Below are 13,897 nucleotides of genomic sequence, written 5' to 3' on the forward strand. Positions count from 1 at the left end.
GGGCGCCGACTGGGTGCGGGTATCCCGCAAAAACACTGGAGGCGGCCTTGATCATCGACCTGCCGTCGACCACGACGTCGGCGCTGAACAAGAAACTGGTGGAGATCCGCGAGCAGGGCGGCCAGGTCGCGCTCGGCCGGGTGCTGACGCTGGTGATCGTCGCGGACGACGACGCCAAGCTCGAGGACGCCATCGAGGCCGCGAACGACGCGAGCCGCGAGCACCCGTCGCGGGTGATCGTCGTGGCGAAGGGCGCGCGCACGGCCGCGCCGCGGATAGACGGCCAGATCCGCGTCGGCGGCGACGCCGGGGCGAGCGAGGTCATCGTGCTGCGGCTGTACGGCCCGCTGGCCGCGCAGGGGCAGAGCGCGGTGGTGCCGCTGCTGCTGCCGGACGCGCCGATCGTCACCTGGTGGCCGGGCGTCGGCCCGAAGGCTCCCGCGGAGGACCCGCTGGGCCAGCTGGCGCAGCGCCGGATCACCGACTCCGCCGCGGAGAAGAACCCGATAAGGGCTCTCACCACGCGCGCGAAGTCCTATGTGGAGGGTGACACCGACCTGGCGTGGACCCGGCTGACCCGCTGGCGGGCGCAGCTGGTGTCGGCGCTGGACCTGCCGCCGTACGAGAAGATCACGAGCGCGACGGTGACCGGCGAGGCCGATTCGCCGTCCACCGAACTGCTCGCCGGCTGGCTCGCCGAGTACCTCAAGGCCCCGGTGCACCGGGTCAAGAGCTCGAGCGCGCAGGGCATCATCTCGGTGAAGCTGGAGCGGAAGTCGGGCGCGGTGGAGCTGACGCGGCCGGACGGGCGGGTCGGCACGCTGACCCAGCCGGGCCAGCCGACGCGGCGGATCGCGTTGCAGCGGCGCAGCAATCCGGAGTGCCTCGTGGAGGAACTGCGGCGGCTCGACCCGGACGAGATCTACGAGGCCGCGCTGCACGGGCTGCACAAGATCGCCGCGTCCAACGGGTCGAAGCCCGCCGCGGCCAAGGCTCCGGCCAAGGCTGCCGCCGCCGCTTCCGCCAAGCCTGCCGCGGCGAAGCCTGCCGCCGCCAAGCCGAAGGCGGCCCGCAAGACCGCGGAAAAGAGCAGCTCATGAGCCGGACCGAGGTCGTCGTCTACGAAAACCCGGACCTGCTGGCCGCGGCCGCCGCGGCCCGGCTGGTGACCCGGATCGTGGACGTGCAGGCGGCCCGCGGCGCGGCGTCGGTGGTGCTCACCGGCGGCGGCACCGGGATCGCCGTGCTGCGCGAACTGCGGGAGTCGAGCGCGCGGGACGCGATCGACTGGTCGCGGCTGGACGTCTACTGGGGCGACGAGCGTTTCGTCCCGGCGGATTCGGACGAGCGCAACGAGAAGGGCGCGCGCGAAGCCCTGCTCGACCACGTGCCGCTGGCTCCCGAGCGAGTGCACGCGATGGCCCCGTCGGACGGCGAATTCGGCGACGACGTCGACGCGGCCGCCGAGGCTTACGCGAAGGTCCTGGCCGACGCGGCGGGCCCCGGCGCGGACGTGCCGGAGTTCGACATCATGCTGCTGGGCCTCGGCGGCGAGGGCCACACGGCGTCGCTGTTCCCGGAAACCGCGGAGGTGCGCGAAACGAAGCGCTCGGTGGTGCCGGTCCGCGACTGCCCGAAACCCCCGCCGACGCGCGTGTCGCTGACGCTGCCCGCCATCCGCCGCGCCCGGGAGGTCTGGCTGATGACGGCAGGCACCGCCAAGGCGGACGCGGTCGCGCAGGCACTGGCCGGCGCGCCGGAAACGCAGATCCCGGTGTCGGGAGCCCGCGGTTACCGGCGGACGCTGTGGCTGCTGGACCGCGAGGCGGCCGGGAAGCTGACGAAGGTGTATCAGCCGCCTGCCGAGTAGGACGGTTTGCCGGAAAGGCTCCTCGCGGGTTTTCGCGGGGAGCCTTTCCGTTGTGGGGCAAGGGGTTTTGCGGGTAGCTCGGCGCAGTCGCCGTCAACTCGTTCGCCAGCGGCTGCAGTTATTCCGTTGCGCGGCTCGGGGGGTCGTGAGTGGCGTTCCCGGTTCTAACCGGGAACGCCACTCACGACTCCCCCGCACCGCTCAACACCGCCGCCGTCGCCGCCAGGTGGTTCATCAGCAGCCCGGCCGCCTCGTCCGGATCGCGGCTCAATGCCGCCCGCTCCAGCGCCTCGTGCTGGGCCAGCACATCCGCCACCGGCAGCCGGTACGCCGGGTGCACCGTCCACCGCCGGGCCAGCTCGCTCGCCGTCCACATCCGGTCGAAATTCTCCAACAGAACCGCGTTCCCGCAGCCGTCGAGCAGCGTGCGGTGGAACAAGCGGTGCGCTTCCGCCCACGCCGCGGAGTAGTAGCTGCCTTCGTCCGGCACATACATCGGCGTCCGGGCGAGCCGGTGCCCCGCCGCGCGCACCCGCGTTTCCCACTCCAGATCTCCGCGCGCGACCGACAGCCGCAGCATCGCGGGCTCGACCGTCTGGCGCGCCTCGATGATCTCCTGCCACCGCCGGTCGGCGAGCGCGGGCACGGCGAACCCGCGATTCGTCAGCCGTTCCGCCAGCCCCTCCCCGACCAACCGGACCAGCGCCTCGCGCACCACGGCGAGGCTCACCTCGTACCGCGCCGCCAGCTCCTGCGGTTTCAGCGCCTGCCCCGGCTCGACCTCGCCGCGCATGATCGCGTCGCGGACCTGGTCGTAGACCTGCTCGGACAGCATCTGCTTCATGCGCCCAGGATAGGACGATCCGCTGCATCATCGATGATCAGCGTTCTCGTCGATGAGATACCGCCTCCGAGGAGAGGAATCGGCTCCGCCGAGCAGCCACGCCGTCCCGGTCTCCGACGCGGCCGCCACCCGGCGACCGCCGACTGCGCAGCGACACCTTCCACCCACCCGCACGGGTGATCCCACCCCTGTTCGTGGGGGCCTGATCCGGCCTCGACCAGGCGGCAAACGGAGCAACTGACACTGGGCCAAAAAGCGGCTCACCAGTATGTGGGAACCGCCGTATGGTGAACATAAGGTGATGTGATCGACACATGGTGATGTCGACCGCGCTTCGTTCATCCTGTTGGAGCAGTCGTGGAGATTACAACACCACTAGAACCACTCTGGGTGAAACTTACTGCCAACACACACGTTCCCGTTAGCATCCGCACATTTGTTCACCGCCGCGCGTCCCGATCGGGTGGCCGGAGCATCTCATCACTAAGTCCACAAGACGAATGGGGTCGCCGCGATGAGCACTGAGGGACTCTCGATTCCTGGCATCTCGATGAGCAGCTCCGCCGCCGGAGCCGCCCGGCGAGCCAGGCGCGCCAGTCTGACCGGGGCATTCGCCGTGTTCCGGAAACCCCTCGTCGCGACCATCGCCGTCGAGGCGGTGGTCGTGCTGCTGGCGGTGCTCGACGTCTGGCTCGTCGTGCCGCCGAAAGCACAGCCTTATTCGCTCTACCTGTCGGCCGCCGCGTGCCTCGCGGTCGTGGTGCGCCGGCGCTTCCCGTTCCTTGCGGTGCTCGCCGCGGCACCGGGATTCTTCGCCGGATGGGCGCAGCTCGCGTCGATGCTCAACCTGGGCATGCTCGCGACGCGGCGGCAGCTGCACTGGCAGACCTGGGTCGGCGCGGGATTGGTGTTCACCTGCCGGTTCGTGCGGTGGCCGCTGCAGGAGTTCGCCGAGCTGAGCTGGCGCGAACACGTCCTCGACGGCATCTACGGCGTGCTGGTCGCCGGGATGCCGATCACGATCGGCCTGCTGATCGGGGCGCGCGCGGAGATCTCGGCGAAACTGCGCGAACTGGCGAAAAGCCGCGACCGCGAACGCCGCTTCCACGCCGACGCAGTGCGAGCCGAGGAACGCGCCCGGCTGGCCCGCGAGATGCACGACGTGGTGTCGCACCAGATCACGCTGATCGCCATGCAGGCCGGCGCGCTGCAGGCGCAGGCGAAGGAAGGCCCGGCGCTGGAGACGGCGCAGGTCATCCGCCAGCTGTCGACGCGGACGCTCGAGGAACTGCGCTCGCTGGTGAGCGTGCTGCGTTCGGGTTCGGGAGACGACGGCCCGCGGCCCGGGATAGGAGAACTGGACCACCTGATCCGCACCTCGGACGTCCCGGTGCAGCTGACCGTCGAGCAGCTCCCGGACACCCTGCCGAGCCAGGTCTCGGCAGCGGCCTACCGGACGGTGCAGGAATGCCTGACGAACGTCCACAAACACGCCCCCGGCGCAACGGCGACGATCCGCATCCACGCGGCGAGCGGCGCACTGGACATCGAGGTCGAAAACGCCCGCGCCTGCCGCACCGGAGAAGCCTTCCCCTCAGGCGGCCACGGACTCACCGGACTGGCCGAACGAGCCCGCCTGCTGGGCGGAAGCTTCGAAACGTCAGGAACGGAAGACGGCGGATTCCGGGTGCGGGCGCGGTATCCGCTGGACCGCTGAGCTCGGGATTGGTCTGGACCGGCCGGTGCTCGTTCGAGGCTGGGGTGCGAATGGGCGCCGGTCCAGACGCCGCGGCCCGCTCCACGACAGGACTGCCCCACCACGACGGTCCCCGCCGGGGTCTCGTGAGTGCGGATCCCGGTTCTAACCGGGATCCGCACTCACGAGACACAACGCCGCTCTCCCCCGGCCACAGGTCCAGACAGCCGCCCGGCCAGCCGCCAAAGGTCCGAACCACCTGTTTCGGCGCCCGTGGGCCGCTCGAACAGAACCGATCGCCGCTCTGCCCGAACCGCCCTGGTCCTGCACCGTGCCGGCTGCCTCGTCCGTGCCAAACCGCCCCCGCGCCGCACCTTCCCAGGCTGCCCGCCGAACCGCGCTAGCCCTGCTCCCCGCCGGACTGCCGTCCCCGTGCCAAACCGCCCACACGCCGCTCCCTCCCGGGCTGCCTGCCCGAACCGCGCTAGCCCTGCACCCCGCCGGACTGCAGCCCTCGTGCCAAACCGCCCACACGCCGCACCCTCCCAGGCTGCCCGCCCGCCGAACCGCGCTAATCCTGCGCCGTGCCGGACTGCCGTCCCCGTGCCAAACCGCCCACGCGCCGCTCCCTCCCGGGCTGCCTGCCCGAACCGCGCTAGCCCTCCTCCCCGCCGGACTACCGCCCCCGCGCCAAGCCACCCACGCGCCGCACTCTCCCGGTCTCCCCGCCCGCCGAACCGCCCTAACTCGCGCCGAGCCGAACCGCCCACGCTGTCGAGTCGCCCCATCCACGCCCTGCCGAGCCGAGCCGCCGTCGCGCTGTGTCCTGCGGCCCCCGTGGTCTGCCGGACAGCGCCGCAGTGCCGAACAAAGCCGCGCACCCGCCTTCCGAGCCGCCCTGCCGAACCGCACCCCTCAACAGTGGTCTGGACCTGCCTCCCCCCAGGTCCAGACCACCCGATCCCCGTGCGGCCCGGCCCTTCCCCGCCCGGAACTGACCCCGGGAACTAAAAAACCACCGGCCCTCGCCCTCGCGGGCGGGAAGCCGGTGGTCCCGGAGAAAAAACCGTGCCTCAGATCAATTCGCGGCGCTGGCGGAGGCGCTCGAGCGCTTCAGCGAGGATGGCCTCGCCGTCGGCGTCGCTGCGGCGTTCCTTCACGTATGCCAGATGCGTCTTGTACGGCTCGGTACGAGGCGCGGCGGGCGGATTCTGCTCGTCCTGACCGCCCGGGAGCCCGCAGCGCGGGCAGTCCCATTCGTCGGGGATTTCCGCGTCCATCGCGAACGACGGGCGAGCCTCGTGCCCGTTCGCGCACCAATACGACACCCGGCGCCGTGGCGCCGATTCACCCCGCTCCGATTCGCCCGAAGGACCGGCACCCACGCGGGTGCCGCGAATCGCGTTACCGCCAACCATGAATCCTCACCCGTTGGAATCGGCGGCGCGCCCCCCAATAGGCACGCCGATCGCAAGTCCCCTTCCGGGGACCCGGTCAGACCTTGAGCAGGAGGCCGAGACCCACGATGCTGATCAGCCAGATGGCCCCGAGCAGCAGCGTGATCCGGTCGAGGTTCTTCTCGGCGACGCTGGATCCCGCGAGACTCGACTGCATCCCCCCGCCGAACAGCGACGACAGGCCGCCGCCCCGGCCGCGGTGCAGCAGCACGGCCACCACCAGCAGCACGCTGGAGGCGATCAACAGGATTTGCAGGAACAGCTTCATGTCATCCTCTGTGCTTGTCGGAGCATGCAGGGGTACGGCCGGACCGCACGCGGTGTGCGGATCTTCACCGTACCCCTGGACTCGTCCACTGCTCTAGTGACGGACCGAACACACAGGCTACCCGGTAGTGCTCACGATCAGGGCAGCGGGCCACCGGCGGCGAGCGCGCAGAGCTTGGTGAACTCCTCGCCGTCGAGGCTCGCGCCGCCGACCAGCGCCCCGTCGATGTTGTCCGCGGCCACCAGTTCGGAGACGTTCCCGGACTTCACCGAACCGCCGTAGAGCACCCGGACCGAGGTGGCGACCTCGTCGCCGTACTTCTCCGAGAGCGTTCCGCGCAGGGATTTGCAGACCTCTTCGGCGTCGGCGGCGGTCGCGACCTTGCCGGTGCCGATGGCCCACACCGGCTCGTACGCGATCACCACGGCCTGCACCTGCTCGGCCTTGAGCCCCTTGAGGCCCTCGACGAGCTGGTTGCGGGTGTGCTCGAGGTGCTCGCCCGCCTCGCGGATCTCGAGTTCCTCGCCCACGCACAGGATCGGCGTGATGCCGTGCTTGAGCGCGGCCTTGACCTTCTTGTTGACCAGCTCGTCGGTCTCGCCGTGGAGCGCGCGCCGCTCCGAGTGGCCGACGGTGACGAAGCTGCAGCCCAGCTTCGCCAGCATCGGGCCGGAGATGTCGCCGGTGTAGGCGCCCGAGTCGTGCGGCGACAGGTCCTGCGCACCGTAGGTGAGCGAGAGCTTGTCGGCGTCGACCAGGGTCTGCACGCTGCGGATGTCGGTGAACGGCGGCAGCACGGCCACGTCCACCTTCGCGTAGTACTTCTCCGGCAGCGCGAAGGCGATCTTCTGCACCAGGGCGATGGCCTCGAGGTGGTTGAGGTTCATCTTCCAGTTGCCTGCCACCAGGGGCTTGCGTGCCACTTAGTTCTTCCCCTCCAGCGCCGCCACGCCGGGCAGCTCCTTGCCTTCCAGGTACTCGAGCGAGGCGCCGCCGCCGGTGGAGATGTGCGAGAAGCCGTCCTCGGGAAGGCCCAGCTGCCGCACCGCGGCGGCCGAATCGCCGCCGCCGACGACGGTGAACGCGTCGCTCTTCACCAGCGCCTCGGCCACCGCGCGGGTGCCGCCGGCGAACGCCTCGAATTCGAAGACGCCCATCGGGCCGTTCCAGAAGACGGTCGCCGCGTCGGCGAGCTTCCGCGCGAACAGCTCGGCGCTGCGCGGGCCGATGTCGAGGCCCATGCGGTCGGCCGGGATGGCGGTGACGTCGACGGCCTCGTGCGCCGCGTCGGCGGCGAAGCCCTCGGCGGCGAGCACGTCGACCGGCAGCACCAGTTCGACGCCGCGCTTCTCCGCCTCGGCGAGGAAGCCCTTGACCTGGTCCAGCTGGTCTTCCTGCAGCAGCGACGCGCCGACCTCGTAGCCCTTGGCCTTGAGGAACGTGTACGCCATGCCGCCGCCGATGAGCAGCCGGTCGACCTTGGTGAGCAGGTTCGCGATGACGCCGAGCTTGTCGGACACCTTCGAGCCGCCGAGCGCGACCACGTACGGGCGCTTGACGTCGTCGGTCAGCTTCTTCAGCACGTCCAGCTCGGCCAGCACGAGTCCGCCCGCGTACGCCGGGAGCACCGAGGCGATCTCGTAGACCGAGGCCTGCTTGCGGTGCACGACGCCGAAGCCGTCGGAGACGAACGCCCCGCCCGGCACCAAGGCGGCCAGCTCAGCGGCCAGCTCGGACCGGTCGACGGCGTCCTTGCTGGTCTCGCGCGCGTCGAAACGCACGTTCTCCAGCAGGGCGACCTTGCCGTCGGCCAGTCCGGCCACCAGCGTCTTCGCCGACTCGCCGACGAGGTCGCCCGCCAGCGGGACCTCGGAGCCGAGCAGTTCGCCCAGCCGCTGGGCGACCGGCGCGAGCGTGAACTTCGGGTCCGGCTCGCCCTTGGGGCGGCCGAGGTGCGCGGCGACGACGACCTTCGCGCCCGCGTCGGCGAGCTTCTTGATCGTCGGCAGCGCGGCCCGGACCCGGCCGTCGTCGGTGATGGCCGACCCGTCGAGCGGGACGTTCAGGTCGCTGCGCACCAGCACGTAGCGGCCTTGAACGCCCTCGCCCAGCAGGTCGTCGAGGTTCTTGACGCTCATCTGGTTCAGAGCTTCGAGCCGACGAGCTTGATCAGGTCGGCGAGGCGGTTGGAGTAGCCCCACTCGTTGTCGTACCAGCCGACGACCTTGACCTGGTTGCCGATCACCTTGGTGAGCGGCGAGTCGTAGATGCAGGACGCCGGGTCGGTGACGATGTCCGAGGACACGATCGGGTCGACCGAGTAGCGCAGGATGCCGGCCAGCGGGCCCTCGGCGGCGGCCTTGTACGCCTCGTTGATCTCGTCGACGGTGGCCGACTTCTTGAGGGTGACGGTGAGGTCGGTGGCCGAGCCGGTCGGGACCGGGACGCGCAGCGCGTAGCCGTCCAGCTTGCCGAGCAGCTCCGGCAGCACGAGGCCGATCGCCTTGGCCGCGCCGGTGGAGGCCGGGACGACGTTCAGGGCGGCGGCGCGGGCGCGGCGCAGGTCCTTGTGCGGGCCGTCCTGCAGGTTCTGGTCCTGCGTGTAGGCGTGGATCGTGGTCATCAGGCCCTGCTCGATGCCGAAGGCGTCGTTGAGGACCTTGGCCAGCGGGCCGAGGCAGTTGGTGGTGCAGGACGCGTTCGAGATGATCGTCTGCGAGCCGTCGTACTTGTCGTCGTTGACGCCGAGGACGACGGTCAGGTCCTCGCCCTTGGCCGGCGCGGAGATGATGACCTTCTTCGCGCCGCCGGCGATGTGCGCCTTGGCGGCGTCGGCGTTGGTGAAGAAGCCGGTCGACTCGACGACGACGTCCACGCCGAGGTCGCCCCAGGGCAGGTTCGCCGGGTCGCGCTCGGCGAGGGCCTTGATGGTCTTGCCGTCGACGACGATGCCCTCGTCGCTGACGCTGACCTCGCCCGGGAAGCGGCCGAGGATCGAGTCGTACTTGAGCAGGTGGGCCATGGTGGCGACGTCGCCGAGGTCGTTGAACGCGACGACCTCGATGTCGTGACCGCTCGCCTTCACGGCACGGAAGAAGTTGCGGCCGATCCGGCCGAAGCCGTTGACACCTACGCGAACGGTCACTGCTGCCACTCCTCTGGTGTTGATCACGGCGACGGCGCGCCGGCCGCCGACCGCTGAAGTTGGTCACTGCGGAAGTTCCCCGGGGCGCCCGCCCCGGAAGACCTCTGCGACTTCCGGAATCGGTGCAACCCTAGCGTGCGGGCCCCGTTGCCCCGGACTGCCCTGACGAGACTTCCACCACTGCCGGGAGACGTCAAGAATCGATTAAGAACCCAGCTCAGCCGGGTGAGGACCGGAAACGGGGCGACCGCTCCCCCGGGGCCGGGCGGCGGGAGCGGACCAGTGGCTTGATCGGTCTTGGTGCCCCGGTTCACGCTGTCGGGACGGTTTCGCCGGGCGGGGCGGTTTCGCCGGGCGGGGCGGGGCGGGGTGGGGTGGCGGAGACGGCAGGGCTGGCGGCGGGACTGCTCGGCGGGCGGCACCGCTCAGCGGGCAGCGCGGCTCAGCAGGCGGCACCGCTCAGCGAGCAGCGCGGCTCAGCAGGCAGCACCGCTCGGCAGGCAGCACGGCCCCGCGGGCAGCACCGCCCGCAGGCAGCACCGCTCGACGGGCACCACCGCCCGGCAGACACCACCGCTCAGCGAGCAGCGCCGCTCGACAGGCAGCACGGCCCCGCAGGCAGCGCGCTCGGCAGGCAGCACGGCTCGGCGGGCAGCACCGCCCGCAGGCAGCACTGCTCAGCAGGCAGCACCGCCCGCAGGCAGCACCGCTCAGCGGGCACCACCGCCCGGCAGACACCACCGCTCAGTAGGCAGCACTGCTCAGCAGACAGCATCGCTCGGCAGGCAGCGCGCTCGGCGGACACCACCCCTCGGCAGGCAGCACCCCTCGACGGGCACCGCCGCTCAGCGAGCAGCACGGCTCGGGCAGCGGGGTCCGCGGGTCCGGGGTCCGGGGGGTCGACGGATCCCAAAACCTGACGCCAGCGGACAAGGACAAGTTCCTGAACTCGTTCAAGGCGTACAAGCAGCTTTGCTCGCGGGCAGCCGATCGGTCCGCCCGCGAGAAACTCGTCCGGGTGCGCAACGGTAGGGCGTCAGGCACCCCGGGTCGCCAGGAAGTCCGGCGCCCGAGCCGTTCGAACAGCGCGCCTTCCGGCCCCGGCAGGAAGCTCTATCCAGACAGCTCCTTCTCCGCCGGGGTCCGGAATTTCGGCACCACTCGCGCCTCCCCCAGCCAGTCGCTCAGCCGGGCGGCTTCGGCGTCCACCGCGGCGGTCTTTTCGGCTCCGAGGTCCTCCAGCAGGCGGACCGCGACTTCTCCCGACGGGCGCTGTGCCCAGGCTCCGACGATCCGGCCGTCGCTCCAGACGGTCGGGCCGATGTTGCCGCTGCGGTCGAACAAGGCGGCGCGGTGCGCGCCGACGTACCAATCCCGGGACTGCCAGCCCATCGCGGTCGGGTCCAGCGCCGGGAGCAGGGCCACCCACGGGTCGGGAGCGGCGACCGGGGCCAGGTCGCCGGGCAGGGCGATCGCGGGTTCTCCGTCCAGGTCGACCTCGGCGGGGGCCACGGCGGTCAGGGCCTTCTTCGTTTGGCCCGCGGTCCAGCCGGTCCACCAGCGGAGGTCGGCGACCGGGGCGGGACCGAAGGCGCAGAGCCATCGCCGGGCCAGGGCGGCGCGGGCTTCGTCTTCGGAGAGGCCTGGCCAGTCACCGGTGCTCCCAGTCGCGCCACCGCCAGAGCGAGCGGCCCCGGGCTCGGGGCGGCCCGGCACGGCTTCCCCACCACAAGCAGAACCAGCGGCGGCACGAGACGAAGACCCGCCAACCGCGCCAACACCAGGACCAGAGACAGCTGCCCCATCGGCAACACGAGAAGCGGAACCGCCAGCCGCGCCAGCACCAGAGCGGGCGGCACCGGATCCAGAGCGGCCCGGCTTGCCTCCCCCGTCAGAAGCCGAAACACCCGCACTACCCGCCAGCCAATCAGCCATCGGCGACCAGTGGTACTGCGTGCTCTGCCAGCTCCCCCTCGGGCGGCCGCGCACGATGTGGCCTTCCGCGGCCAGCTGGAACAGCACCCGGCTGGTCACGTTGCCGATCGACTCGTACGGTTTTCCCTTCGCCATCAGCAGTTGCTGCCGCAGGCGCGGTTCGTCGTCCGCCAGTTGCTGGGCGGTTGCCGATCCTCTGGCGCGCAACGCTTTCTCCACACTCGCCATGACCTCGTCCAGCCATTCCCCCGGGCGCGGGACATTCTCCGGATAGCCCTGGGTGCCCAGCTGCTTCTCCAGCAGGCGGCGTTGCCGCGCGGCGATGTCGTACGAGCACGCAGCTTGCACCACACCGGCGGTGGCGACGTCGGTGACAAAGACCGTGCGCCGCATGCCCAGGATTCGCAGCAGGGTGCGCCGGGAGTACAGCGCGTCTTCGACGTCGGCGACCGAGACCGCGCTTACCCGCGACCAGGCGGACAGGTACACCGAAGCGGGATCGGTGGCGTGCAGTGCGACGACGCCGTCGACTGCTTCCTCGACGGTCGTCGCCCGTTGCGCGAGACGGTGGCGAACGCCGAGGCGCGCCCGGCGTTGGGCGAGGGTCATCTTCACCCTCCGAGTTCTACCAGGAGGGTCCGACAGAAAACGCATCCGCGCTGGTCAGGAGACAGAACTGCCGAGCATGGCGGTGCGCGCGCGGGCACGGAACCAGCGCTGAGCGGGGTCGGCGGCGGTCCGGGGATGCCAGGCCAGGCCCAGTTCGATCGGCGGCAGGTCGAGCGGGATGGGGAAGGTTCGCAGGCCCAGCGCGGTCAGGAACGGCTCCAGCCAGCCCTCGATGCCGATGGTCACCAGATCGCTTTCGCTGGCCAGGATCAGCGCGCTCGGGTGTCCGGGGACGACCGCGGCGATCCGGCGGCGCAAGCCCAGCCGGGCGAGGGCGGTGTCGATCGGGCCTTGCTGTTTGCCTCGGCGGGAGATGCCGAGGTGCTCGGCGGCGGCGAAGCGGGCCGGGTCCATCGGCGCGTCGAAGAGCGGGTTTCCTTGCCGCGCAATGCCTATCACTTCAGCGCGCAGCAGGGGCTCGGTGCGGGTTTCCGGGTCGTGATGACCGGGGGCGCCGATTTCGAGGTCTACCCGGCCGTCGCGCAGCGCTCCGCTGTCCTCTGTGGACTCCGGGACGAAGACGACCTCGACGTGCGGGGCTTCGGCGCGGATGCGGGCGGTCAACGAGGCAGCCAGGCCGCTGACCACCAGGTCGGCTGCCTGGACGGTGAAGGTGCGGCGAAGGTCCGCGGGAGTGAAACCGGGACCCGGGGCCAGGATGCGGTCGGCGCGGTGCACGAGGGCGGCGACTTCGTCCTTCAGTTCCAGCGCGCGCGGGGTCGGGACCAGGCCTTGGCCTGCGCGCACCAGAAGCGGATCACCGGCGGCGCGGCGCAGTTTCGCGAGCGTGCGGCTCACTGCGGCGGGCGAGCTGCCCAGCCGGGCGGCGGCGCGCGTGACGCTGCCTTCCTGCAGCAGCACGTCCAGCACGCGCAAGAGGTTGAGGTCCATGGCCGCTCCGGAAGGTTTGCGTTCAGCGGAAGAATTCCGTGCCGATTCTTGCATCGACGGGCAATCCGCGGCAGCCCAAAGTAGAGCCGAACGAAAGGGGAGAACACCTATGCGAGAAGCGATACTCGCGGTCGCGGGAGCGCAAGGGCCGGCGGTCGCGTTCTTCGACGTCGGGTCCGGGAAGCACCTCGGCACGGTCGCAGTGCCCGCCCAGCCGCACGACCTCTGCTTCGACCCGGTCCACCGCGTGGTCTGGTGCGCGAGCGCGTACCGCCACGGCGCCTATCACCGCCACGGTGACCGAGCGACCGAGCTGACCGCGATCGATCCGGATTCGCGCGAGATCCTGGAGGTTGTCGACCTTTCGCCGGAGCACGCGCCGCACGGGCTGGCGCTCGATCCGGTGCGCGGGCTGCTGTACGTCACCGTCGAGGCCGGTCCAGAGCACGAGGGCGGTCTTGTGGTCGTCGATACCGCGACGCGACGGCCGCTAAGGCATCTCGCCACCGGCGCGCCGGGGCCGCATTGGGTCGCGATCAGCCCGGACGGGCGGCTCGGGTACGTGACCAACAAGGAAGCGCCGTTTGTGTCCATTGTGGACTTGGACAGCGGGGAGATCGAGAAAATCGCCGTTCCCGGCAGCGAGGGGCTGGAGCTTTCCCGGGACGGCAAGCGGCTGTACGTCGCGGTGCCGTATCTCGACAACGGCACCGAACCGGTCCGCGCGGCGCCCGGGATCCGGGTGTTCGACGCGGTCACCGGAGCGCCCGAAACCCTGCTGCCGACGGAACATCCGGTGTTGCCGGTCCACAGCACGGCGTCCGGCGAGGTGCTGGCCGCCGAGCTGGGCGGGCGGCTGCTGGCGTTTTCCGCGGCCAGCAACGAATTCCTCGGATCCATCGACCTGAAAACGGAGTTCCCGCTGGCCATTCTGTCCGATCCGGACGGACGGGTCGCCTTCGTGTCCGGAGCGGCCTCGACCGCGGTAGAGGTCATCGACCTCGAGACCCGGACGCTGGTGACCACTTTGGACACGAAGACGGCCGGGGCGCCAGGCGGACATGGGCTGGCGTACGTACCCGCCGGCTGACCGGCTGGCGCGCGGTACGGACCCGCGCGCCA

General features: G+C 70.8%; 12 protein-coding genes. 4 read left to right on the forward strand and 8 right to left on the reverse strand.

The window, feature by feature from the left end; all coding sequences use genetic code 11:
• Positions 1 to 47: 47 nt before the first annotated feature.
• Both opcA and pgl read left to right on the forward strand, forming a co-directional pair.
• A complete protein-coding gene (gene opcA / locus F9C12_RS10440) occupies positions 48 to 1,100 on the forward strand; it encodes a glucose-6-phosphate dehydrogenase assembly protein OpcA (protein WP_409465734.1) in 1,053 nt (350 codons plus the stop codon).
• Positions 1,097 to 1,870, forward strand: coding sequence for a 6-phosphogluconolactonase (pgl, locus tag F9C12_RS10445; protein ID WP_409181790.1), 774 nt, complete (start codon positions 1,097 to 1,099; stop codon positions 1,868 to 1,870). Before opcA ends, pgl begins: the two co-directional genes overlap by 4 nt.
• Before the next feature lie 181 nt (positions 1,871 to 2,051).
• Here the strand turns inward: pgl and F9C12_RS10450 are convergent, their stop codons facing one another.
• A complete protein-coding gene (locus F9C12_RS10450) occupies positions 2,052 to 2,705 on the reverse strand; it encodes a GntR family transcriptional regulator (RefSeq protein ID WP_409187044.1) in 654 nt (217 codons plus the stop codon).
• 523 nt (positions 2,706 to 3,228) lie between these two features.
• On the opposite strand from F9C12_RS10450, the gene F9C12_RS10455 reads away from it, so the two are divergent.
• Positions 3,229 to 4,431: a sensor histidine kinase gene (locus F9C12_RS10455; protein ID WP_409181791.1), complete on the forward strand. Its 1,203-nt coding sequence runs from the start codon at positions 3,229 to 3,231 to the stop codon at positions 4,429 to 4,431.
• 1,052 nt (positions 4,432 to 5,483) lie between these two features.
• On the opposite strand, the gene F9C12_RS10460 is transcribed toward F9C12_RS10455, so the two are convergent.
• The 7 genes from F9C12_RS10460 to F9C12_RS10490 form a co-directional block, all read right to left on the reverse strand.
• Positions 5,484 to 5,828: an RNA polymerase-binding protein RbpA gene (locus tag F9C12_RS10460; RefSeq protein WP_009075886.1), complete on the reverse strand. Its 345-nt coding sequence runs from the start codon at positions 5,826 to 5,828 to the stop codon at positions 5,484 to 5,486.
• Positions 5,829 to 5,904: 76 nt separating this feature from the next.
• Positions 5,905 to 6,135: a preprotein translocase subunit SecG gene (secG, locus tag F9C12_RS10465; RefSeq protein WP_033292761.1), complete on the reverse strand. Its 231-nt coding sequence runs from the start codon at positions 6,133 to 6,135 to the stop codon at positions 5,905 to 5,907.
• Between the two features lie 137 nt (positions 6,136 to 6,272).
• A complete protein-coding gene (gene tpiA / locus F9C12_RS10470; RefSeq protein WP_409181792.1) occupies positions 6,273 to 7,058 on the reverse strand; it encodes a triose-phosphate isomerase in 786 nt (261 codons plus the stop codon).
• Positions 7,059 to 8,273, reverse strand: coding sequence for a phosphoglycerate kinase (locus tag F9C12_RS10475; RefSeq protein ID WP_409181793.1), 1,215 nt, complete (start codon positions 8,271 to 8,273; stop codon positions 7,059 to 7,061).
• A gap of 5 nt (positions 8,274 to 8,278) precedes the next feature.
• A complete protein-coding gene (gene gap, locus F9C12_RS10480; protein ID WP_020658150.1) occupies positions 8,279 to 9,280 on the reverse strand; it encodes a type I glyceraldehyde-3-phosphate dehydrogenase in 1,002 nt (333 codons plus the stop codon).
• A 1,113-nt stretch (positions 9,281 to 10,393) separates the two neighbouring features.
• On the reverse strand, positions 10,394 to 11,824 hold the full coding sequence (locus F9C12_RS10485) for a winged helix DNA-binding domain-containing protein (RefSeq protein WP_409465735.1): 1,431 nt from the start codon (positions 11,822 to 11,824) through the stop codon (positions 10,394 to 10,396).
• A gap of 54 nt (positions 11,825 to 11,878) precedes the next feature.
• Positions 11,879 to 12,775, reverse strand: coding sequence for a LysR family transcriptional regulator (locus tag F9C12_RS10490; protein ID WP_409465736.1), 897 nt, complete (start codon positions 12,773 to 12,775; stop codon positions 11,879 to 11,881).
• Positions 12,776 to 12,884: 109 nt separating this feature from the next.
• On the opposite strand from F9C12_RS10490, the gene F9C12_RS10495 reads away from it, so the two are divergent.
• Complete coding sequence (locus F9C12_RS10495; protein ID WP_409465737.1) at positions 12,885 to 13,865, forward strand: YncE family protein; 981 nt, start codon at positions 12,885 to 12,887, stop codon at positions 13,863 to 13,865.
• Positions 13,866 to 13,897 lie beyond the last annotated feature (32 nt).

Origin of the sequence: Amycolatopsis sp. GA6-003, assembly GCF_046267895.1 — a bacterium.
In the GTDB taxonomy this organism is placed as follows: Bacteria; Actinomycetota; Actinomycetes; order Mycobacteriales; family Pseudonocardiaceae; genus Amycolatopsis.

What these genes read in the sequence shown, in the direction of transcription:
- pgl (WP_409181790.1), top strand. Translation starts at nt 1,097, where the DNA reads ATGAGCCGGACCGAGGTCGTCGTCTACGAAAACCCGGACCTGCTGGCC.
- F9C12_RS10450 (WP_409187044.1), bottom strand. Translation starts at nt 2,705, where the DNA reads ATGCTGTCCGAGCAGGTCTACGACCAGGTCCGCGACGCGATCATGCGC.
- F9C12_RS10455 (WP_409181791.1), top strand. Translation starts at nt 3,229, where the DNA reads ATGAGCACTGAGGGACTCTCGATTCCTGGCATCTCGATGAGCAGCTCC.
- F9C12_RS10460 (WP_009075886.1), bottom strand. Translation starts at nt 5,828, where the DNA reads ATGGTTGGCGGTAACGCGATTCGCGGCACCCGCGTGGGTGCCGGTCCT.
- secG (WP_033292761.1), bottom strand. Translation starts at nt 6,135, where the DNA reads ATGAAGCTGTTCCTGCAAATCCTGTTGATCGCCTCCAGCGTGCTGCTG.
- F9C12_RS10475 (WP_409181793.1), bottom strand. Translation starts at nt 8,273, where the DNA reads ATGAGCGTCAAGAACCTCGACGACCTGCTGGGCGAGGGCGTTCAAGGC.
- F9C12_RS10485 (WP_409465735.1), bottom strand. Translation starts at nt 11,824, where the DNA reads ATGACCCTCGCCCAACGCCGGGCGCGCCTCGGCGTTCGCCACCGTCTC.
- F9C12_RS10490 (WP_409465736.1), bottom strand. Translation starts at nt 12,775, where the DNA reads ATGGACCTCAACCTCTTGCGCGTGCTGGACGTGCTGCTGCAGGAAGGC.
- F9C12_RS10495 (WP_409465737.1), top strand. Translation starts at nt 12,885, where the DNA reads ATGCGAGAAGCGATACTCGCGGTCGCGGGAGCGCAAGGGCCGGCGGTC.